At 65.1% G+C, this 21,175-nt stretch carries 20 protein-coding genes, 1 tRNA gene and 4 pseudogenes; 14 read left to right on the top strand and 11 right to left on the bottom strand.

The features are described 5' to 3' along the window. The first annotated feature begins 3 nt into the window (after positions 1 to 3). From NHF48_RS21325 to NHF48_RS21335, 3 genes and pseudogenes are all read left to right on the top strand, one after another. Positions 4 to 1,248 (top strand): DUF885 family protein, encoded by a 1,245-nt coding sequence (locus NHF48_RS21325; protein ID WP_253072236.1) that lies wholly within the window; start codon positions 4 to 6, stop codon positions 1,246 to 1,248. Next, positions 1,157 to 1,786 carry a DUF885 domain-containing protein gene (locus NHF48_RS21330; RefSeq protein ID WP_253072510.1) on the top strand — a complete coding sequence of 210 codons (630 nt, stop codon included), beginning with the start codon at positions 1,157 to 1,159 and terminating at the stop codon, positions 1,784 to 1,786. The genes NHF48_RS21325 and NHF48_RS21330 overlap by 92 nt, the downstream gene beginning before the upstream one ends. A 267-nt stretch (positions 1,787 to 2,053) precedes the next feature. Next, a pseudogene (locus NHF48_RS21335) lies at positions 2,054 to 3,098 on the top strand (rod shape-determining protein). A 117-nt stretch (positions 3,099 to 3,215) separates the two neighbouring features. Here the strand turns inward: NHF48_RS21335 and NHF48_RS21340 are convergent. The 3 genes from NHF48_RS21340 to NHF48_RS21350 all read right to left on the bottom strand — a co-directional run bounded on the left by NHF48_RS21340 (position 3,216) and on the right by NHF48_RS21350 (position 5,252). Beyond that, positions 3,216 to 3,291, bottom strand: a tRNA-Ile gene (locus tag NHF48_RS21340). A 136-nt stretch (positions 3,292 to 3,427) separates the two neighbouring features. Continuing rightward, entirely contained in the window at positions 3,428 to 3,694 is a 267-nt protein-coding gene (locus NHF48_RS21345) for a hypothetical protein (RefSeq protein ID WP_031393308.1), read from the bottom strand. 154 nt (positions 3,695 to 3,848) lie between these two features. Continuing rightward, positions 3,849 to 5,252, bottom strand: coding sequence for a M20/M25/M40 family metallo-hydrolase (locus tag NHF48_RS21350; RefSeq protein ID WP_253072237.1), 1,404 nt, complete (start codon positions 5,250 to 5,252; stop codon positions 3,849 to 3,851). Positions 5,253 to 5,375: 123 nt separating this feature from the next. Here NHF48_RS21350 and ettA point away from each other — a divergent pair, with 123 nt between their 5' ends. The 4 genes from ettA to NHF48_RS21370 are packed head-to-tail and all read left to right on the top strand — an operon-like array spanning position 5,376 to position 8,799. Further along, positions 5,376 to 7,055 (top strand): energy-dependent translational throttle protein EttA, encoded by a 1,680-nt coding sequence (gene ettA, locus NHF48_RS21355; protein ID WP_056062887.1) that lies wholly within the window; start codon positions 5,376 to 5,378, stop codon positions 7,053 to 7,055. Between the two features lie 4 nt (positions 7,056 to 7,059). Further along, entirely contained in the window at positions 7,060 to 7,602 is a 543-nt protein-coding gene (locus tag NHF48_RS21360) for a hypothetical protein (protein ID WP_253072238.1), read from the top strand. A 2-nt stretch (positions 7,603 to 7,604) separates the two neighbouring features. Beyond that, positions 7,605 to 8,279, top strand: coding sequence for a GAF domain-containing protein (locus NHF48_RS21365; protein ID WP_253072239.1), 675 nt, complete (start codon positions 7,605 to 7,607; stop codon positions 8,277 to 8,279). Beyond that, positions 8,221 to 8,799, top strand: a complete 579-nt coding sequence (locus NHF48_RS21370) for a sensor histidine kinase (RefSeq protein WP_253072240.1) — start codon at positions 8,221 to 8,223, stop codon at positions 8,797 to 8,799. Before NHF48_RS21365 ends, NHF48_RS21370 begins: the two co-directional genes overlap by 59 nt. Before the next feature lie 87 nt (positions 8,800 to 8,886). Here NHF48_RS21370 and NHF48_RS21375 read toward each other — a convergent pair whose 3' ends face one another. The 4 genes and pseudogenes from NHF48_RS21375 to NHF48_RS21390 all read right to left on the bottom strand — a co-directional run bounded on the left by NHF48_RS21375 (position 8,887) and on the right by NHF48_RS21390 (position 13,688). Beyond that, positions 8,887 to 9,618 (bottom strand): NTP transferase domain-containing protein, encoded by a 732-nt coding sequence (locus tag NHF48_RS21375; RefSeq protein WP_253072241.1) that lies wholly within the window; start codon positions 9,616 to 9,618, stop codon positions 8,887 to 8,889. A 1-nt stretch (position 9,619) separates the two neighbouring features. Beyond that, positions 9,620 to 10,712 (bottom strand): annotated as a pseudogene (locus tag NHF48_RS21380) (inositol-3-phosphate synthase). Between the two features lie 15 nt (positions 10,713 to 10,727). Continuing rightward, positions 10,728 to 11,588, bottom strand: coding sequence for a CDP-alcohol phosphatidyltransferase family protein (locus tag NHF48_RS21385; RefSeq protein ID WP_253072242.1), 861 nt, complete (start codon positions 11,586 to 11,588; stop codon positions 10,728 to 10,730). 54 nt (positions 11,589 to 11,642) lie between these two features. Beyond that, entirely contained in the window at positions 11,643 to 13,688 is a 2,046-nt protein-coding gene (locus NHF48_RS21390) for an NAD(+) synthase (protein ID WP_253072243.1), read from the bottom strand. 438 nt (positions 13,689 to 14,126) lie between these two features. On the opposite strand from NHF48_RS21390, the gene NHF48_RS21395 reads away from it, so the two are divergent. Together NHF48_RS21395 and NHF48_RS21400 are read left to right on the top strand one after the other, a co-directional pair. Beyond that, positions 14,127 to 14,483, top strand: coding sequence for an ArsC family reductase (locus NHF48_RS21395; protein ID WP_253072511.1), 357 nt, complete (start codon positions 14,127 to 14,129; stop codon positions 14,481 to 14,483). An 11-nt stretch (positions 14,484 to 14,494) separates the two neighbouring features. Continuing rightward, positions 14,495 to 14,776 (top strand): DUF427 domain-containing protein, encoded by a 282-nt coding sequence (locus NHF48_RS21400; RefSeq protein ID WP_253072244.1) that lies wholly within the window; start codon positions 14,495 to 14,497, stop codon positions 14,774 to 14,776. 153 nt (positions 14,777 to 14,929) lie between these two features. Here the strand turns inward: NHF48_RS21400 and ypfJ are convergent, their stop codons facing one another. Next, positions 14,930 to 15,844, bottom strand: a complete 915-nt coding sequence (ypfJ, locus tag NHF48_RS21405; protein WP_253072245.1) for a KPN_02809 family neutral zinc metallopeptidase — start codon at positions 15,842 to 15,844, stop codon at positions 14,930 to 14,932. 100 nt (positions 15,845 to 15,944) lie between these two features. Here ypfJ and NHF48_RS21410 point away from each other — a divergent pair. From NHF48_RS21410 to NHF48_RS21420, 4 genes and pseudogenes are all read left to right on the top strand, one after another. After that, positions 15,945 to 16,731: pseudogene (locus tag NHF48_RS21410) on the top strand (3-hydroxybutyrate dehydrogenase). A gap of 118 nt (positions 16,732 to 16,849) precedes the next feature. Further along, positions 16,850 to 17,005 carry a hypothetical protein gene (locus tag NHF48_RS21415; RefSeq protein ID WP_253072246.1) on the top strand — a complete coding sequence of 52 codons (156 nt, stop codon included), beginning with the start codon at positions 16,850 to 16,852 and terminating at the stop codon, positions 17,003 to 17,005. Between the two features lie 28 nt (positions 17,006 to 17,033). Further along, positions 17,034 to 17,135: pseudogene (locus NHF48_RS26240) on the top strand (DUF4893 domain-containing protein); the annotation flags it as partial. 61 nt (positions 17,136 to 17,196) lie between these two features. Beyond that, a complete protein-coding gene (locus NHF48_RS21420; RefSeq protein WP_253072247.1) occupies positions 17,197 to 17,484 on the top strand; it encodes a DUF4893 domain-containing protein in 288 nt (95 codons plus the stop codon). Here NHF48_RS21420 and NHF48_RS21425 read toward each other — a convergent pair. From NHF48_RS21425 to NHF48_RS21435, 3 genes are all read right to left on the bottom strand, one after another. After that, the gene (locus tag NHF48_RS21425; protein ID WP_253072248.1) at positions 17,481 to 18,149 is read right to left on the bottom strand and encodes a hypothetical protein; all 669 of its coding nucleotides are present in this window, start codon (positions 18,147 to 18,149) and stop codon (positions 17,481 to 17,483) included. The two genes, NHF48_RS21420 and NHF48_RS21425, sit on opposite strands and share 4 nt — an antisense overlap. 56 nt (positions 18,150 to 18,205) lie before the next feature. After that, the gene (locus NHF48_RS21430) at positions 18,206 to 19,192 is read right to left on the bottom strand and encodes a cation diffusion facilitator family transporter (protein ID WP_253072249.1); all 987 of its coding nucleotides are present in this window, start codon (positions 19,190 to 19,192) and stop codon (positions 18,206 to 18,208) included. A gap of 172 nt (positions 19,193 to 19,364) precedes the next feature. Continuing rightward, positions 19,365 to 19,529, bottom strand: a complete 165-nt coding sequence (locus NHF48_RS21435; protein ID WP_164913371.1) for a hypothetical protein — start codon at positions 19,527 to 19,529, stop codon at positions 19,365 to 19,367. Between the two features lie 192 nt (positions 19,530 to 19,721). Between NHF48_RS21435 and NHF48_RS21440 the strand changes: the two genes are divergently transcribed. After that, positions 19,722 to 21,104, top strand: coding sequence for a helix-turn-helix domain-containing protein (locus tag NHF48_RS21440; RefSeq protein ID WP_253072250.1), 1,383 nt, complete (start codon positions 19,722 to 19,724; stop codon positions 21,102 to 21,104). Positions 21,105 to 21,175 lie beyond the last annotated feature (71 nt).

Consider the following 21,175-nt stretch of genomic DNA (forward strand, 5'->3'; position numbering starts at 1 on the left):
ATGATGCGTAATTTCCGTCTGTTGCTCGGCGCCGCGATGCTCGCGCTGCCGGTTTCATCTATCCCTGCGCCCGTGCTGGCCGCGAAAGCGAACGAGACTTCGGCGTTCGCGTCGCTGTCGATGCGCTATGTCGATGGCCTCGCCCGCCTAAATCCGTCGTCGGCGACATCGCTCGGCGATCATCGGTTCGACACGCAGATCACCGACATGTCCGCCGCAGGACGCGCCAGGCGAGAGGCGTTCTCGAAGGCGATGCTCGCCGATCTCCAGCGGATCGACCGCAAAGCCCTGTCGCGCGAGGAGCAGGTCGACGCGGCGCTGCTCGACAATGTGCTGCGCTACGACATCTGGGATACCGAGACGCTCGGCGGGTGGGCGTGGGATCCGCAGGTCTATAACGACATCGCCGGCAGCTCGCTCTATTCGCTCGCCGCGCGGGACTTCGCGCCGTGGCCGCAGCGGCTGAACGCGGCGACCGCGCGGATGGCGGCGCTCCCCGCGTTGCTGGCGCAGGCGCGCGCCAACATCGTGGTGGCGCGCGTGCCGTCGATCTACGCGACGACCGTGGCGAAGCAGAACAGCGGCATCGTCGACATCGCCGAGAGCATGCTCGCGCCGCACAAGGGCGAGTTGTCTGCAGCGGACGCCAAGCGGTTCGACGCCGCGCTCGTCAAACTGAAGGCGGCGGTCGCCGAGCATCAGGTCTGGCTCGACAAGACGCTCGTGCCCGGCGCGAAGGGCGACTTCCGCCTCGGCGCGGCGCTCTACGACAAGAAGCTCGGCTTCGCGCTGCAATCCGACCTCACCCGCGCCGAGATCAAGCGCCGCGCGCAGGCCGCGATCGTCGACACGCGCGCGCAGATGTACGCGATCGCGCGCCAGATCTTCGGCGCCAAGAAGGGCGCGCTGCTGCTTCCCGACAAGCCGTCCGAAGCGCAGCAACAGGCCGCGATCCAGCTCGCGCTCGAACTCACCTACGCCAAGCGCCCAGCACGCGATGGCATGATCGACGCCTCGACCAAGGCACTGGCGCAGGCGACCGCCTTCGTCCGCGACAAGGGGCTGGTCGGGATGCCCGACAGCCCGGTGAAGATCATCACGATGCCCAAGTTCCAGCAGGGCGTCGCGGTCGCGTACTGCGATTCCCCCCGGCCCGCTGGAAAAGAACCTCGGCACGTTCTTCGCCGTCTCGCCGATCCCCGACGACTGGACCGAGGCGCAGGCGACCTCGTTCCTCAGCGAATATAACGACTACATGATCCACGACCTCGCTGTGCACGAGGCGATGCCGGGGCATTACCTCCAGCTCGCGCACGCCAATGCGACACAGTCGACTTTGCGCGCGGTGCTCGGCTCGGGGCCGTTCATCGAGGGCTGGGCGGTCTATGCCGAGGGCATGATGGCGGACGAGGGCTATCTGAACGGCGATCCGCTGTTCAAGCTCACCGTGCTCAAGATGCGGCTGCGCTCGATCTCGAACTCGCTGCTCGACATCGGCATCCACACCGAGGGCATGACGCGCGAACAGGCGATGCAGCTGATGACGCACACCGCTTTCCAGCAGGAGCGCGAGGCGGCGGGCAAATGGGTCCGTGCGTCGCTCGGCTCGACGCAGTTGCTGAGCTATTTCACCGGCTATTCGGAGCACATGGCGTTGCGGGAAGAGGCGAAGAAGCGGCAGGGCGCGGCGTTCGATCTCAAGCGCTACAACGACGCGCTGCTTGCGCATGGTTCGCCGCCAGTGCGCTACGTCCGCGAACTGCTGTTCGACCTGCCGATCGGATGACGGCAGGCGGGTGCGCGTAAGGCATATCCCGTGGTCGATCCGTTCATCGGCACGGGCGGCGAGGGGCATGCCTTGCCCAGTGCAATACGCCGTTCGGATCCCACCGCGACCCTATCGATGACACCGTATTGAGAATGCCGTCGTGATCGTCGTTGGGTTCGCCCGTCCGGGCGCAGAGCGATTGACGCGGATCGCACTACGCCGACAGCATATGGTTTCATACAGTGGCCACGGTAACGGGCGCACGCTTTCAGATTGTCACAGCCCATGCGTCTTCCTCGCCTGTTCAGCCGCCCGTCGAACGACATGGCGATCGATCTCGGAACGGTGAACACCGTCGTCTATCTGCGCGGTCAGGGCATCGTCCTGAACGAACCGTCCGTGGTGGCGATCGAAACCCGCAATGGCGTCCAGCAGGTGCGCGCGGTGGGCGCCGAAGCGAAATTGATGATGGGCAAGACGCCCGACGGGATCGAGACCATCCGGCCGATGCGTGACGGCGTGATCGCCGACCTCGACGTCGCCGAGCAGATGATCAAGTTCTTCATCGAAAAGGCGCATGGCGGGCCCAGCCGACTGCCACGCCATCCCGAGATCGCGATCTGCATCCCGTCAGGCGCGACCCTGGTTGAGCGTCGCGCGATACGCCAGGCCGCGTCCAATGCCGGCGCGCGCAAGGTGTATTTGATCGAAGAACCGATGGCGGCGGCGATCGGTGCCGGACTGCCGGTGACCGAGCCGGTCGGGGCGATGGTTGTCGATATCGGCGGTGGCACGACCGAAGTGGCGGTGCTGTCGCTGCGAGGGCTTGCCTACAGCACGTCGGCGCGGGTCGGCGGCGACAAGATGGACGAGGCGATCAGTTCGATGATTCGTCGCAAGCACAATCTGATGATCGGCGAAGCCACCGCAGAGCGCGTCAAGCTGGCGGTCGGCATGGCGCGGATGCCGGAGGATGGGATCGGCGAGGTCATGCGCGTCAAGGGACGCGACCTGCGTGCAGGGGTGCCACGCGAGATCGAGGTGACGCAGGCGGATATCGCGGCGTCGCTGGCGGATCTGATCGGCCAGATCGTCGAAACCGTGCTGACCGCGCTGGAAAAGACCGAACCCGAATTGGCCGCCGACATCTGCGATCAGGGGCATCGTCATGACGGGCGGCGGATCGCTGCTCGCGCGGATCGACGAAGTGTTGTCGGACGCGACGGGGCTGCCCGTCACGGTCGCCGAGAACGCGCTGACCTGCGTCGCGATCGGTGCGGGCCGCGCGATGGAAGAGCCTGTCTATCAGGGCGTGATGACGGAAATCTGATGTACCGGACTAACCGGCGCTCTGCGGTTTCAGCAACATCGGCATGCACTGCACGTCGTGAAGGTCTCGAACCCGACATCGGTTTTCAAGCGCTTGGCTCAATGAGGGGAGAGGGGTTGGTGGGCCCGGCAGGAATCGAACCCGCAACCTAGCCGTTATGAGCGGCCAGCTCTAACCGTTGAGCTACAGGCCCCACCGGCGCCTGCGTTAGCGCAAGCGATCGGCCCGCAAAAGGGCGCACAAGCAAAACGGCAAAGAAAAAGGGCGCTCCCGAAGGAACGCCCTTTCCGACACTAATACTCTATCGAGCGCGAACGCCCGACAGGGTCTTAGTTCATGTTGTCGGTCTTCTCGTCGGCAGCGTCACGGACGTTGTCGGCAGCTGCGTTCATGTTGTCAGCAGCGTTCTCGAGCACGTCGGTAGCGACTGCGTTCGAGGTGTTGTCCGCCATGGCGTCCATGTTGTCAGCCTGCATTTCCATGTTGTCAGCCAGCATGTCCGCGTTGTTCTCAACTGCGGCGGCTTCTGGCGACTTGCTGCAGGCTGCGACGGACATCAGGCCGGCGGCAGCAGCGATCAGAACGATCTTCTTCATTCGAATGCTCCCAAGCATAGTTTCACTCGCGGCCGACCCGATTGCCGTCGCGAAGTCACGTCAAATAGCGGCCCCCGGCGGGCGGTCAATCCGCTAAATTCATCTGTCCGCAAGGTTTGCGGCAGAACGATGACAGATTGGTTCATGCAATTCGTCACTTCTGGGGCACAATTGACCCGATTTCCTCGGGCGCATTGGCCACTGTCGCGATCACCGTGGTCCAGGCCGCGACATTCTGGCGGAGCTGTTCGGGGTCGATCAGATCCAGCGTGTCCTCGGGCGTATGGTGGTAGTCGAAGTAGCGCAGGCCCGACTGGTTGAGGTCGATTCCGGCGACCCCCGTGGCGATCACCGGGCCGACATCGGTGCCGCCGTGCGGGGCATCGGCGCCGCGGACGATTCCGAGCGGGGCAAGCGCGACCGCCAGGCGATCCTCGATGGGCTTGGCGGTGTCGGGCAGGCTGCTCTCGAACCGCCAGACGCGATCGGCACCGAAATCCGATTCGGCGGCGGTCGCATGGCGTTCGCCGGCGTGCGCCTTGGCGTAGGCGGCTCCACCGAAGCCGCCGCTCTCCTCGTCGCCGAACCAGACGACGCGGATCGTGCGACGCGGGCGCTGGCCGCCGTCCATCACGATCTTGGCGGCCGCCGCGGTGATCGCGATGCCCGCGCCGTCATCGATCGCGCCGGTGCCCAGATCCCAGCTGTCGAGATGGCCACCGACCAGCACGATCCCGGCCTTGGGATCGGTGCCGGGGACTTCGGCGACGACATTGCCCGATTCGCGCATCCCGACCTGCTTGTCTTCCAGCACCAGCTTCAGCGTCACCGGCTTGCCGAGCTTCACCAGCCGCTCGACATGCTCGGCGTCGGCGACCGACAGCGCGGCGGCGGGGATCGGCGTCACGCCCGCGTCGAAATTGGTGTTGCCCGCGTGCGGCCCGCGGCCGTGATCGGTGCCGATCGACCGGATCACGATCGCCGCCGCGCCCTTCTTGGCGGCGACGTTCGGTCCGACGAAGCGCGCGGTGCCATGCGATCCATAGCTCGACCCGTCCTGGGTCGGCTGCATCGCGTTCGACACGAAGGCGATCTTTCCCTTCAGGCTGCCATCAGGAGCGAGCGCAAGGTCGTTGTACGTCGGGAAGTACACGATCGGCAGGGTCAGCCCGCCCGGTGGCGTCGCGCCCGAATTGCCCAGGCCGACCAGATGCAGCTTCTGCGCATAGGGGGCGACCAGCTCACCACTCTCCGTACCACGCGACCATACCGGCAACTGGTATGGCTCGATCCGCACGTTCTTGAACCCGAGCGCCTTCAGCTTGGCGACCGACCAGGCGCGCGCCCGTGGCGCCGCCTCGGTGCCCGTCATCCGCGGGCCGACCTCGGTCGTGATCCCCTCGACGATCTTGTACGCCGTATCGTCGGTCAGCGCCTTGTCGCGCAGTGCAGCAACCTTCGCGTCGACCGCGGTTGCCGGGGCGGCGGTACGCTGCGCGGCAAGAGGAACGGCGGTGATTGCGGCACAGGCCGCCAGAAATGGTGCGATACGCGTCATCAGCAATTCCCCTTGGTGTCGGCCTCCTTCGTTAGGTCCCAGCTCGCGCGTTGCCAACCTTCGCGGCTGCCCTTACATGCGCAGATCAATCCCTCCCTCACGAACACCCGAACGGAGACCCCCGTGGCCGGCCAATACGCCTATGTCATGAAGGACATGACGAAGACCTTCCCCGGCGCGCCCAAGCCGGTGCTGTCGAACATCAATCTGCAATTCTATCATGGCGCCAAAATCGGCATCGTCGGCCCCAACGGCGCGGGCAAGTCGACGCTGATCAAGATCATGGCCGGCATCGACAAGGACTATACCGGCGAGGCCTGGCCGGGCGAGAACGTTACCGTCGGCTATCTGGAGCAGGAGCCGCAGCTCGACGCCACCAAGACCGTGCTGGAGAACGTCAAGGACGGCGCGCGCGGTGTCGCGGACATGGTCGATCGCTTCAACGCGATCTCCGCCGAGATGGGCGATCCCCAGGACGACACCGACTTCGACGCGCTGCTGGAGGAGATGGGGACGCTTCAGGAGCAGATCGACGCGATCGACGGCTGGACGCTCGACAACCAGCTCGAGGTTGCAATGGAAGCGCTGCGTTGCCCGCCGGGCGACTGGCCGGTCGACAAGCTGTCGGGTGGTGAGAAGCGCCGCGTCGCGCTGACCCGCCTGCTGATCCAGAAGCCGGGTATCCTGCTGCTGGACGAGCCCACCAACCATCTCGACGCGGAAAGCGTCCAGTGGCTGGAGAACCATCTGAAGGATTATGCGGGCGCGGTGCTGATGATCACCCATGACCGCTATTTCCTCGACAACGTCGTTGGCTGGGTGCTCGAACTCGATCGCGGCAAGTATTTCCCGTATGAGGGCAATTACTCGACGTATCTCGAGAAGAAGGCCAAGCGCCTTGAGCAGGAGGATCGTGAGGAATCCGGTCGTCAGACCGCGATCAAGAACGAACTCGAATGGATCCGTCAGGGTGCCAAGGCGCGCCAGACCAAGTCCAAGGCGCGTATCGCCAACTTCGAACGCCTCGTCTCCGCACAGGAGAACCGCTCGCCGGGCAAGGCGCAGATCGTCATCCAGGTGCCCGAGCGTCTCGGCGGCAAGGTCATCGAGCTCGAGAACGTCTCCAAGGCTTACGGCGACAAGCTGCTGTTCGAGAACCTCTCGTTCACGCTGCCCGCGGGCGGTATCGTTGGCGTCATCGGTCCCAACGGCGCCGGCAAGTCGACGCTGTTCAAGCTGATCACGGGGCAGGAGACGCCGGACAGCGGCACGATCGACAAGGGTTCGACCGTGCGGCTCGGCTATGTCGACCAGAGCCGCGATCATCTCGACGACAAGAAGAACGTCTGGGAGGAGATTTCCGACGGCCTCGACTCGATGAAGGTCAACGGGTTCGACCAGTCGACGCGCGCCTATGTCGGGGCGTTCAACTTCAAGGGCCAGGACCAGCAGAAGAACGTCGGCAAGCTTTCGGGCGGCGAGCGCAACCGCGTCAACATCGCCAAGATGTTGAAGCGCGGCGGCAACGTGCTGCTACTCGACGAACCGACCAACGATCTCGATGTCGAGACCCTGGGCGCGCTCGAGGAAGCGATCGAGAATTTCGCAGGGTGCGCGGTGGTGATCAGCCACGATCGCTTCTTCCTGGATCGTCTCGCCACGCACATCCTGGCGTTCGAGGGCAACAGCCATGTCGAATGGTTCGAGGGCAATTTCGAATCCTACGAAGAGGACAAGCGCCGCCGTCTGGGCGATGCGGCGGATCGTCCTACCGCGCTGTCCTATAAGAAGCTGACGCGCTGACCCGATGTTGCGGGGGCTCGACGAGGAACTGGTCGCTCACAAATACGCGCACGTCGAGCGCGAGCGCCGGTTTCTCGTCGACCCTGCGCGTCGGCCCGATCTGGCCGATGCGCCGTATATCCTGATCGAGGACCGGTACATCGAGGGCACGCGGCTGAGGCTGCGCGCCATGACCGATAGCGGCTCGGGGCGCGTGGTCCTGAAGATCGGCAAGAAATACGACGCTGCCGACGTGCTGAGCAGGCCGACGGTCACGACGTATCTCGATCGGGACGAGTATGACCTGCTGGCGAAACTGCCGGCACGATCTTTGAGGAAACGCCGGTATCCGGTGGGCGCGAACTTCGGCATCGACCTGTTCGAAGGAGCGCTCGCCGGGCTCGAACTCGCCGAGATCGAGCAGGACGACGCGGTCGCTTTGATGTCCATCGTCAGCCCCGAATGGGCAATCGCGGAGGTCACGCATGATCCGCGATTTCAGGGTGGGCGATTGAGCCTGCTGGATGCGGCAGGCGTGACGAGACTTATTGCCAGTAACATCGAGTGAGTATGACGGTTATCGAACAATCTCCCGGCGGCGATCAGCCCCCTGGCGCAGGCGAACTGGAATATCGTCTTCGCCAGCAGTCGATCCTGGCCGATTTCGGGATCGAGGCGCTTCGGGCGCGGGATCTGCAGCCGATGTTGCAGCGCGCGACCGAGTTGTGCGGCGAGGGGATGCGGTCGAAATACTGCAAGTTCCTCGAATACCGTCCCGAACAGAACACCCTGCTGGTCCGCGCCGGGATCGGCTGGGCGCCGGGAGTGGTCGGGTCGACCGAGATGCGGACCGATCTCGGTTCGCCGGCAGGGTTCGCGCTGGAGACCGGGCTGCCGGTGATCTCGAACCACCTTGAGAACGAGCAGCGTTTCCGGACGCCGGAGTTCATGGCGCAGCACAATATCCGCCGCGCTATCAACGTGCTGGTGGAGACGTCGGGCAAGCGCTTCGGCGTGCTGGAGGTCGACAGCCCTGACGAGGGCAAGTTCGAGCCCGCCGACTTCGCGTTCATGCAGGGGGTTTGCGAACCTCATAGGCGTGGCGATCGAGCGGCAGCAGGCGGAGCAGCGGCTGAGCGAGGCGATGGAGCATCAGGAGTTGCTCACCCGCGAGGCGAGCCACCGGGTGAAGAACAGTCTCGCTTTGGTCTCGGCGATGCTCAACCTCCAGATGCAGGAAGATGACGATCCGCGGATCCGCCGGCTGCTCGGCGACGCCCAGGCGCGGATCACCGCGATCGCGCAGACGCACGACCAGCTGTGGCGTGGCGATCAGGTCGGCATCGTTGCGCTCAACGATCTGGTCTGCGGGATCGCGACGGGGCTTGGCGAGCAGTCGCTCAACCACCGGATCGATTGCGATATCGAGGCTATTTTAATCAGCGCGGACGTGGCGATCCCGATGGGGCTGCTGGTCACCGAACTGGTCACCAACGCGATCAAATATGCGTATGGCGACGATGGTGGCGTGATCCTGGTCACGGTGCGGAGTGCTGACGGGCGGATCGTGCTGACCGTGTCCGACGAGGGCGGCGGGTTGCCGGCCGACTTCGACTTGAAGACGGCATCGCGGAAAAGCCTTGGGATGCGGATGATCGGCAGCCTCGCGCGGCAGTTGCGCGGGACTGTGACGATCGAGAACGCTGCGGTCGGGACGTGCGCGACGCTGGACGTGCCCGATCCTCGGGTCGAGGTCGCAGGCTAGCCACTGTTCTCCTGCGAACGCAGGAGTCCAGGGTTACGCGCGTATCGGGTGGTATCCTGGGCTCCTGCTTTCGCAGGAGAACGGCAGTTAAGCGGCGACCGCGTCGGCTTTAGTCGCCATCCACGCTTCGGCTTTCGCCAGCGCGGGAGCGTCATCGACGTCGATCCAGTCGATGTCGCTGCAATCGACGATCCGAGCCAGGCCCTGTGCGGCCAGCAGGCGGACGCCTTCCGTCAAAGACGGGCTTGCCAAGGTGGAGAGCGCATCCGACAGCGCAGGGCCGATCGCGAATACGCCGGTGTCGTAGCAGTCGTGCGGTTCGAGCCCCTTGCCGATCGCGACGATGCGGTCGCCTTCGGTCGCGACGCAGGTGACGTCCTCCGGGTCGACCCAGTCGTGCCCGAGCCGTCGGTCGATGCCGAGGCGCAGACCACCGCCAGCGCCGGCCCTTGCCATGCGGGCGTAAAGTTCGGAACTGACGAGGTGGTCGCACATCGCGAGGATCGCTTCGCTACCGCCGAGCGCATCTCGCGCCGCCAGTACCGAAACGCCATTGGGTTCGCGGTGATCCGCGAGAACCGTCTCGACCTTCAACGACCAGCGCCGGCTACCGAGATACGATTCGATCGCCTCGCGCCCGTAGCTCACCGTCACGATCGCCCGCGCGAAACCGGCCTCGGCCAGTCCTTCGAGCGCGTGGGCGATCAGCGGCCGCCCCGCAACCGCGCAGAGCGGCTTGTACGGGGCGGAGGTGCGAAGGCGGCTGCCTTCCCCGGCGGCGAGGATGATCGCCGTTTGAATCCGGGGCGTATCGATCATGTCAGGCGGCCTTGATGAACCGCTCGACTTCGATCTGCGCGAGATCGTCGGTCATCTGCGTGCGCGGGTGCTTGCAGAAATACGCCGATGCAGGGTCGATCACGCCGGCGATGCCGCGGTCCTTGGCGATCTTGGCGCAACGGATCATGTCGATCGCGACGCCCGCCGAATTGGGGCTGTCCTCGACCGAGAGACGCAGCTCGATGTTCATCGGCACGCCGCCGAACAGCTGGCCTTCCATGCGCAGGAAGCAGACCTTGTTGTCGTTCTGCCAGGGCACATAGTCCGACGGACCGATATGGACGTTGTCGTCGTCCATGCGCTCTGCCGCGACCGACTGGACGGCTTCAGTCTTCGAGATCTTCTTCGACTCGAGACGGCGATGGTTCGACATGTTGAGGAAGTCGGTGTTGCCGCCGGTGTTGAGCTGGTAGGTGCGATCCAGCTTCACGCCGCGCTTGGCGAACAGGTCGGTCAGCACGCGGTGAACGATCGTCGCGCCGAGCTGTGCCTTGATGTCGTCACCGATGATCGCGACGCCGGCGTCCTCGAACTTCTTCGCCCAGACCGGGTTCGACGCGATGAACACGGGGATGTTGTTAACGAACGCCACGCCCGCTTCGATCGCGCATTCGGCGTAGAACTCGGTCGCTTCCTGCGAACCGACCGGCAGGTAGTTCATGAGAACGTCGGCGCCCGATGCCTTCAGCTCGGCGATGACCTCTTCACGGGTCGGCTCGGCGGCGTCGGAGACGAGGAACGTACGGTCGTCCTTGAAGTCGGCCATATGGTCGGCAACGCCGTCCAGCTTCTTGCCCATCTTCACGATCGTGCCGGTGTTGCCGACGTTCGGTGCGAACACCGCGGTGCAGTTGGGCTTGGCGAAGATCGCCTCGGCGACGTCCTTGCCGACCTTGCGGCGATCGACGTCCCAGGCCGCGACGACCTTGATGTCGCTCGGCTTGTAGCCACCCATGTCGAAATGCATCAGGCCAACCTGGTCGTTTGCCCCCCTCGCGATAATGCTCGAGGCCCTGGACGAGCGAGCTCGCGCAGTTGCCGATGCCGACCACGGCGATCCGAATGCTATTCATTACTGACCCTGTTCCTTACGAAAGATGCATGCGCGACGCGGTCTTTGGTCGCGTTGCGGAAGTATTACGAACGAAAGCCCGCTCGACACGACGGTGCCAGACGAGCCCGACGATGGCCACGAGCGTCAAAGGGACGATCTCGAACCACCAGAAGATGCGTGGGTTGCCCGCGAAGCAGGCGACGAAGATCGCCCATACCCGGACATTCGCGGTAAGCAAGGCCATGAAGCGCAACGGCGCGACGGCGCGGGCACCGTACAGGGCCCCGAGCGCGACCGGATCCGCCGACTGACCGAGCGTGCGCTCGAACGGCATAGCGATCCGGTCGATGCTGCTCGCGACGCCATCATAGAAGCGGACCAGCGCGTTGCCGGTCGGAACGGGAAGCGCTTCGAGCGCCACGCCCTTGATGCGACGATGGAAGCGCGAACGCTCGCCTTCGTACATGTTCGACTGAACGGCATGCGCGCCACCAGCCGCGACGGCGAGGACCCAGGCCTCGGGCGTGTCGATCGTCAGCGCGAGCGAGATGTAGATCAGCGCGAAGACGCCGTGATCGCACAATCCGTCGAGCATCCTGCCGAGCGGGCTCGCGGTCTTGGTCGCGCGGGCAACCATGCCGTCGAGTCCGTCGGCGATCAGCCATCCCATCGACAGCACCAGGCCGACCAGCGCGAGCGCCCAGTTTCCCCACTGCGTGTACGCGAGCGCCGCCGCTCCACCGAGGCACAGCCCCGCCACCGACACCGAATTGGCCGAGATTCCACGCGACAACGCGAGCGGCAAAAGCGCACGGCCTGCCGGGTGAATCAGCCAAAGATTAGATGGGATCTCGATCCGGCGATCGCGCGATCCATCCGGTGGAGCCACTGTCATAGGATTTTCATAATGCGCCGGATGGGCGATTTATGCAAGGTGGCGCGGCTGACCTTACGGAACGCTTGACCGCAATTCCTCGAGCCAAATCTTGGCCATTCCATCCGACGGCGCGCGCCAGTCGCCACGCGGCGACAGCGCACCGCCTGCCGAGACCTTCGGTCCATTGGGCATCGCCGACCGCTTGAACTGGCTGGTCGTGAAGAACCGGAACAGGAATTTCTCCAGCCAGTGCAGGATCATCGGCAGGTCGTAGGCGACGCGTGCATCCGCGGGCAGGTCCTCCGGCCAGGCGCCGACGCTCGCATCGCGCCACGCGTGCCAGGCGAGAAACGCAATCTTTGACGGCGCGAGTCCGTAGCGGATCACGTAATGCGCGAAGAAATCGTTCAGTGCATAGGGCCCGATCATCGATTCGGTGCTCTGCAATGCGCCATCCGCACCGGCGGGCACGAGCTCCGGCGAAATTTCCTGCGCGAGGATCGTCGACAGGATCGCGTCAGTCGCTGCGTCATACTGGTCGGTGCGAATACACCAGCGGATCAGGAACTGGATCAGCGTCTTGGGCACGCCGCTGTTCACCGCGTAATGGCTCATCTGGTCGCCGACGCCGTAGGTGCACCAGCCAAGCGCCATCTCGCTGAGATCGCCGGTGCCGAGCACGATCCCGTGCCGCTGGTTGGCGAGGCGGAAGAGATAGTCGGTGCGCAGCCCCGCCTGCACGTTCTCGAACGTGATGTCGTAGACGGGTTCGCCTTCGCTGAAGGGGTGGCCGATGTCCTCTAGCATCCGGGTGGCGGCGGGGCGGATGTCGATCTCTTGCGCGGTGATGCCGAGCGCGCGCATGAGTGCCCAAGCGTTAGCCTTGGTCCCGTCGCCGGTCGCGAAGCCGGGCATGGTGAAGCCGAGGATCGCGCTGCGGGGGCGTCCAAGCCGGTCCATCGCCTTCGCCGCGACGATCAGCGCGTGCGTCGAGTCGAGCCCGCCCGAAACGCCTATCACGATCGTCTCTGCGTGCGCGGCGACGAGGCGCTTCGACAGCGCCTCCACCTGGATGTTGAACGCCTCGTAGCAATCGTCGTCGCGCCGCGCCGGATCGTTCGGGACGAACGGGAACCGGCGGATGGCGCGTTCGAGGCCAGCGTCCTCAAGTACCGGCGCGTGATCGAACGCGATCCGCCGGAATCGTGTTTCGGGGTTGCCGGCGAACATCGCCGCATCGTTGAACGTGCCGGTCCGTAGGCGTTCCTGCGTGATCCGTTCGCAGTCGACGTCGGCGACGACCAGTTCGGGCTCGGTCGAGAACCGCGCCGACTCCGCGATCTGTTCGCCGAGTTCGTGGACCAGTCCCTGGCCGTCCCACGCGACCTCTGTAGTGCTCTCGCCCGGCCCCGCGGCGGAATAGACATACGCACAGACCGCGCGCACCGACTGCGCCGCCGCCAGCATTGCCCGATCGCGCGCCTTGCCGATCACGATGTTCGAGGCGGACAGGTTGCAGCAGATCAGCGCCCCCGCGAGCGCGCCCGCAGTCGAGGGTGGGGTAGGGGCCCAGTAATCCTCGCAGATCTCGGTGTGGAACACGAAGCCGGGCAGATCGCGCGCCGCGAAGATCAGGTCGGTCCCGAACGGCACGTCCTCGCCGTCAAGTTCGATCGTCAGTCCGGTCATTCCCACGCCACTCGCGAACCAGCGCTTCTCGTAGAACTCGCGGTAGTTCGGTAGGAACGTCTTCGGGACCACGCCGAGCACGCGCCCGCGCGCGATCGCCAGCGCGCAGTTATACAGCCGCCCGTTCCGCACCAGCGCCGCGCCGACCAGCAACACCGGTCGCATGGTCGCGCTCGCCTCCACCACGATCGCGATCGCCGCGAGCGTCGCGCGCTGCTGCGCAGTCTGGAGATGCAGATCGTCGATCGCGTAAGAGGTGAGGTTCAGCTCCGGGAAGACGACGAGGTCGACGCCCTTCGCATCCGCGTCGCGCGCCAAGGCGATCGTAGCCTCGGAATTGGCGCCGGTATCCCCCACCGAGGCGCGCGGCGTAGCGGCGGCGACCCGGATCAGCCCGTGACTATGGATCGCGTAGAATGGATGCGTCATGTCACACCGATAAACGCCCCGAGCCGGTCACGCCACCGGCTTCCGGACGTTTGCAGGGGGCGCGCTAAAAGACGCCGACTGCAGCATCGGCCCAGACCAGGGCCGCGCAAGCGATCACCGCTATGATCGCTATCCCCTCGCAACGCAGGTCTGCGGGTCACACGAACGGCAAGTTCGATCGCTACACCGATGGCAGCCAGCAGCAGCGCGGCGCTGAGAAAATCGGCGCGGTCCCAGTCGACCTGGTGCGTGAACTGCATTGCGATCAGCGGCGACACGAGCAGTGCCAGGCTCGCCGACAAGAAGAACAGCCGCCAGTGGCTGAAGCCGTACGGGATTAAGCGTTGGGTTGGTGCCATGACGAGCCTCCGCAGGAAATTCGATCTTCTCATCGAAGCCGGTAATCTGCAAGTCAGTGAGACTCAGGAGGAGGTAGCAGTGACCATCACGATGTTCGGCATCAAGAATTGCGACACGATCAAGAAGGCGCAGAATTGGCTCGATGCGCACGACGTCGCGTACGCGTTCCACGACTACAAGGCCGCGGGTATCGACGCTGCGCACCTCGACGACTGGATCGGTCGGGTCGGGTGGGACGTGTTGCTCAACCGTGCGGGCACGACGTTTCGGAAGCTGCCCGAAGCGGATCGCGCGGATCTCGATGCCGGGAAGGCCACCGCGCTGATGCTGGCGCAACCGTCGATGATCAAGCGACCGGTGCTCGATACCGGCAAGACGCTGCTGGTCGGGTTCAAGCCCGAGGCGTATGAGGCGGCGGGGCTGGGGCACGCCTGAAGGAGATCAGTATGCCGGTTGCAAGTTGGAATGGCCATGAGATCGCGCGATCGGACGACACAGTCGTTGTCGAGGGCAATCATTACTTCCCCGCTAGCAGCATCGATGCTGCCTTGCTGGAGGATAGCGCGACGCACTCGAACTGCCCGTGGAAGGGTGTGGCGAGTTACAAGACGTTGGTCGTCGACGGGAAGCGCAATGTCGATGCGGTCTGGTATTATCCGGAGCCGAAGTCGGCAGCTGCCGAGATTAAGGATCGCTATGCGTTCTGGAAGGGCGTCGTCGTCGCGTAAGGACGCGCGTTTTTTGAATCCTCCCCGTCAGGGGGAGGTGTCGCCGAAGGTGACGGGGGGGAGAATACGGAACAGGCGTTTCGCTTACCTCCCCCGCCGTCTGGCAAGCGCCGGACACCTCCCCCCTGGCGGGGAAGGATCGGGTGGCTCAGCTCAGATCGCGCCCGAGAACGTGTCGCACTGCTGCGGATCGCCGCTCTCCAGCCCGCGCTTCAGCCACGACTGGCGCTGTGCCGAGGTGCCGTGCGTAAAGCTGTCCGGTACCACGCGACCCTGCGACTGCTTCTGCAGCGTGTCGTCGCCGATCGCCTGTGCCGCGGTCATGCCCTCCTGGATATCCCCGGCCTCGAGCCGCGACTTATTCGCCGCCGCCCACACGCCGGCGTAGCAATCCGCCTGCAATTCGAGCCGCACCGACAGAGCATTGCCCTCGGTCTCGCTCGCCTGGCGCTGCGCCTGCTGGACCTGTGCATTGGTACCGAGCAGCTTCTGGATGTGATGGCCGAACTCGTGCGCGATCACGTAATCCTGCGCGAAGTCGCCGTTCGCCTTGAAGCGAGTCGATAGCTCGTTGAAGAAACTCGTGTCGAGATAGATGCCCTGGTCGGTCGGGCAATAGAACGGCCCCATCGCCGACTGCGCCGCGCCGCAACCCGAGCGGCCATTGCCGTCGAAGAACACCAGCTTGGGCGCTTCAAACCGCTGGCCGTTCTTCTGGAAGATGGCCTCCCAGGTATTGTCGGCCGAGCTGAACGCGTTGCAGGCCGCCTTGCTTTCGGCGTTCAGCGAACAGCTCGACTTGGTATCGGAGCCCGAGCGCGGTCCGCTTTGCGTCGTCGGCGCCGACGTCTGTCCGCCACCGAGCAGCCCGCCGAGGCCACCCATGCCGCCGAACACTGCCATCAGGATCAGCACAACGACGATCCCGCCGCACCCGAAGCGGCTGCCGATCATCGGCAACAACCCCATCAGCAGGCCGCCACCGCCGCCGCTAAAACCGCCGCCTCCGCCGCCCGACCCGCGCTGGTCCTCGACGTTGATGTTCGGATCGTAATCGTCGAGCCGCATGGATATGCCCCTTTTCGTTTCTTCTCGGGAACGAAATGCGCAAGGTGGCGCTAGGGTTGCACGGCGGCAGAATACGCTGCGCCAAGATGGGGGAGTATGCATGTTCCTGAAGGGCAAGACCGCGGTCATTACCGGATCCACGTCGGGAATCGGGCTCGCCTACGCCAAGGCGTTTGCAGCCGAAGGCGCAGCAGTGGTGCTCAATGGGTTCGGCGATGCCGATGTGATCGAACGTGAGCGGGCGGCGTTGGCGCAGGCCAGCGGCGCGATCGCAATCTACGATCCCGCCGACATGACCAGGCCCGACCAGATCGCCGCAATGGTCGAGCGTGCCGCAGCCGAGACCGGCAGCGTCGACATCGTCGTCAACAACGCCGGCATCCAGCACGTCGCGGGCATCGCCGACTTCCCGATCGACAAGTTCGACGCGATCATCGCGATAAACCTGTCCTCGGCCTGGCACATGATGCGTGCCTCCGTGCCGCACATGCGCGCCAAGGGCTGGGGCCGGATCATCTCGACCGCGTCGGCGCACTCGCTGGTCGCGAGCCCGAACAAGTCCGCCTATGTCATGGCCAAGCACGCGATCGCCGGCCTCACCAAGACGATCGCGCTGGAGACCGCGACCGACGGCATAACCGTCAACTGCATCTCACCCGGCTATGTCTGGACGCCGCTGGTCGAGAAACAGATCCCGGACACGATGGCGGCGCGGGGGGCTGACGCGCGACCAGGTGATGAACGACGTGCTGTTGGCGGCGCAACCGACCAAGGAATTTGTCACCCCCGAGCAGGTCGCGGCGTTCGCGCTGTTCCTGTGTCGCGACGAGGCCAAGGCGATCACCGGCGCCAATTTGTCGATGGACGGCGGCTGGACGGCAGCGTGATCGATCGCTGCGTTCGCGTTGGGCAATAGCCATTGCCGTCGCTGGCCCGGCAGGCTTAGCATGCGAAAAGTGTGAGGGATTCAAGATGATGCGGACTTGGCATAAGACGGCCGCATGCATGACGCTGGCGACGTGCGTATCGGCGATCGCCGGGATCGTGCCAGCGAGCGCCGCCCCGGTGCTGGATCGACAGGACCGCGATACGGACTGGCGGCGGGTCGCGACCGTCGCGGATCGCGGTCGGCTGGAGAGGCTGGCGGGGCGCCTGGGTTGACGCGCTGGCGCAAGTCGATCCGCGCGAGATCAGGCAGGAGCCGGTCCTGTTCGATCCCGATCGCTCGCTCGTCGACCCGCTGCCCCCGACCGGCAGCTATCGGTGTCGCACGTTCAAGCTCGGTTCGCGCGCGGGGATCGGCCCAACCTTCATGGCGTCCGGATGGTTCGCATGCAGGATAGGCGGCGGCGATGGCGGCGACGTCGATGGGGGGTGGAAATTCGGTGGTCAGCCTCACCAAGCTGGATGGATCGCAGCGTCCCGTCGGGACCATCTTCGCCGACACCAACGCGCGCGCGATCTTCCTCGGCACGATGGAACTCGGTGATGAAAAGCGACCGATGCGCTATGGTCGCGATGCGACCCGTGACATGGCCGGACTGATCGAGCGGATCGGCACCAAGCGCTGGCGCGTGGTGCTGCCATATCCCAAGTTCGAGTCGGTACTCGACGTCGTCGAACTGGTACCGGCCGACTAGCGTGGCAAGGCCGCCGATTGGGCAGGCGGCACGGTCGAACGCGGGTAGCTCGGTATCGGCGAAGACGAGGTGGCGATCACGGCACCGGTCGTGGCCGAGGGCACGATCGGCGAAAGTCCTGCGAGATACTCCTTGCCGTGCAGCCCGACCGGGATGACGCGACCGACATTCGCCGCGCCGACGGCCTTCAGGTACGAACGTGGCTTCTTCATCAGCTTGGGCTGGTCGAGCCCCGACAGCCCGACGATCCGCGCTGCTTCCTTCACGAAATGCGCGCAATTGTGATCGCCCAGACGGTACACGCTGTCCGGCTTGCCCTCGCTCCACGCGTCGACCAGCTTCAACACCTGCGTATATTGCGCGTCGGTCATCACCACCGAGAACTGCGCGTCGCTGCCGTTGATATAGGTCGGCTTAGCGATATCGAGCATGCCCGACACTGGGCCCATCAACAGCGCTGGCGATACCGATTTCGCGGTGAAGCCGTAATTTGCGTCGACCGGCGCGCCGCCGGCGTCGGGCACGCCCCGCAACGTGAAGAACGCGTGCGGGAAGCTGTTGCCGAGTTCGTGGCTCCAGAAGGTGATGGTAACGGCCGCCTGTGCGGGGAGCGCGTATCCCAGGCACAGGCAGAGCAGGGCGATCAGCCGAAGTAGCGGTCTCATCCCCCAATATTATTTTGGAATGTCGAGCCTTACCAGTGTGATGAGTCTGATTTAGATCAGATTTTCGTGGTATTTTCTGTGGTCTCCGGCACAGGCGAAGCGGATGCGGCAAGCGTCGCGTTCTCGCGCTTCTCTGGTCGGATATAGATCGAGGAGAGCATCGGGATGGCGGCACGCAACTCGGTCTCGATCGCCTCGATCAGGGTCTCGCCGTCGCCCATCGTCACCGAATCGTCGAAGTCGGCGCTGATCGCGGCGAAGATGCTTTCGGGTGCGGTGTGGATCGTGCGGACGTGGTTGACCGAGACGATCGCGGGATGGGCGGCGACGATCTTGCGGATCGTCGCGATCACCGCCGGATCGGCACGCTCGCCGATCAGCAGGCCCTTCGATTCGCGCGCGAGCAGTACCGCGACCAGCGCGAGGATCAGGCCGATCGCGATCGAGGCGGCGCCGTCGATGCGCGCATCGTTGAACGCATGGCTCACCCAAATGCCGATCCCGGCGATGACGAGACCGGCGAGTGCCGCCGAATCCTCGAACAGCACGATGAAGCCGGCGGGGTCCTTCGACCGGTGGATCGCCTGCCACCAGCCCATGTCGCCCTTCGACTTCGAGAATTCACGCACCGCAATCGTCCAGCTGCTGCCCTCGAGCGCGAACGAGATTGCGAGGACGACGTAGTTGATGGTCGGGCTGGTGAGCGGCTCGGGCTCCTGGATATGTCGCCAGCCCTCGAAGATCGACACGCCGGCGCCGATCGCGAAGATCAGGATCGCGACGACGAACGCCCAGAAATACAGTTCGCGACCATAGCCGAACGGGTGCGCTTCGTCGGCGGGGCGCTTGGCCTTTTTCTGACCGTAGAGCAGCAACACCTGGTTGCCGCTGTCGACCACCGAGTGGAAGCCCTCGGTCAGCATCGACGACGATCCAGTCATCCCGGCGGCGACGAATTTCGCCACGCCGATCCCGAGATTGGCGGCAAGGGCGCCGTAGAGAACGATGTCGTCCTTGATGCGAGCGGTCAGTGTCTTGGCCATCCCTCCGTCCTACACGAGGGGGCGGAGTTGGAAAGGGCGGGCTTCGCAACGGGTTGGGGTTGGCCTCTCGATCCTTCCCGTGGCGGGGGAGGATCAGCAGACAAGGGAATACCCGCCGATGGACGAGCCACCGGCGGGATCCTTTCCTCCCCAGGAAACTGTGTGAAGCGGTTTAGCCGAGCCGGCCGAGGCGGTGGTACAGCGCACTCATCCGCGTCAGCCGTTCGTCGTCGATCGAGGTCTTGCTGATCATCTCGCCGAGCACTTCCTTCATCAGCGCGAAATCGTTGGTCGAGAAGACGGCGCGGGCGCGGGGTTGTTCGGTGGTCGTCTGCATGGCTTGCCTCCTTCGATGATCGTCTTGTCTCTCTCTTTACACCGAGCGTGTGTCGAGAGAGGCGATGCACAGGCAATAGCGTTCGAGGTCGGTACGTTGGAAGTCCGTCCCGAGCCACAACAGCGTCGTGCTGTCCGTCGAGCTTGTGCAACCAGTGTCGTTCTGTAAACATCGTGACAGGAGGGTTTGCTGGTGGCGGAACGGAAATTGTTGGCGGGGCATGCGATCCGTCGCTTGCGGCGCGGGGCGGGGCTGACGCAGGCGGCGATGGCCGACATGCTCGCGATCAGCCCGAGCTATCTCAACCTAGTTGAGCGCAACCAGCGGCCGATCTCCGCGACGCTGCTGATCAAGCTCGCCGAGAGCTTCGACTTCGATCCGCGCTCGCTCGCGGCGGGCGAACCGGGTGGCGGCGCGGATGCGATCCGACGACGGCTAGCCGACCCGATGTTCGCCGACCTGGAGATCGACCGCAACGAAGTCGAGGAATGGCTTGCCAGCGCCCCCGGCGGTGCAGCGGCGTTCGCCCGCGTGTTCGACCGGATCGGGGGCGGCGCGGTGGTCCAGGCGGGCGACGATCCGGTCACGCTCGTCCGTCGCGAGATCGAGCGTTGGCGCAATCATTTCGCCGATCTCGATGCCGCGGCCGAGGCGCTGGCGGACGAATTGCGGCTCGGCGCAGGCGATCTCTACGGCGCGATCGCCGAGCGGTTACGCGCCAAGCACGGCCTGACGATCCGGGTGCTGCCCGCCGACGTGCTGCCCGACACGTTGCGCCGCCTTGACCTGCACGCGCGCCAGTTGCAGTTGAGCGAGATGCTCGATCCGGCCTCGCGCACGTTCGCAGTCGCGTTCCAGCTCGGCCAGATCGAGGCGAAGGCGGAGATCGATGCGCTGGCGAAAGGCGCCGGGTTCACCGATCGCGCGGCGGAACGGCTCTATCGCCGCCACCTCCTCGGCTATTTCGCCGCCGCGCTGATGATGCCCTACGCGCGGTTCCTCCGTGGATGCGAGACGACCGGGTACGACATCGAGCTGTTGCAACGCCGGTTCGGCGCGGGCTTCGAACAGGTCGCGCACCGGCTGACGACGTTGCAGCGCGTCGGCGCGCGCGGGCTGCCGTTCTTCATGATCCGGATCGACCGCGCGGGGCAGGCGTCGAAGCGCTATCCCGGCGCAAGCGGTGCGGCGCTGGTCGAGGCGGACGGGCGCTGTCCGCTGTGGCGGCTGCATCATGCGTTCGACCGGCCGGGCAGCCTGATGGTGCAGCTGGTCGAACTGGAGGACGGCGCGCGTTGGCTGACGATGGCGCGCACCGTGACGCCGCAAGGCAGCCGCTTTGGCGCAGTGCATGCTGAGTTCGCGATCGGGTTGGGTGTTGCGGCGGCGCAGGCGGGTGTGCTGGCGGCGGCGAGTGGCTTCGATCTGGCGGGGAGGGCGATGCCGATCGGGCTCGGCTGCCGCGCCTGCTTCCGCAACGATTGCCCGCAACGGTCGGTCGCGCCGGCCGGCCGGGCGCTGCTGATCAACGAGCGGGAGCGAAAGACGTCCGCGCTAACGTTTGCGGGGGACTGAGGGGGGGCGCCCTCTCGATCCTCCCCCGCCAGGGGGAGGTGTCGCCGAAGGTTACGGAGGGGGAAGGCACG

The sequence above is a fragment of the Sphingomonas sp. H160509 genome (genome assembly GCF_024124765.2).
Taxonomy (GTDB): domain Bacteria; phylum Pseudomonadota; class Alphaproteobacteria; order Sphingomonadales; family Sphingomonadaceae; genus Sphingomonas.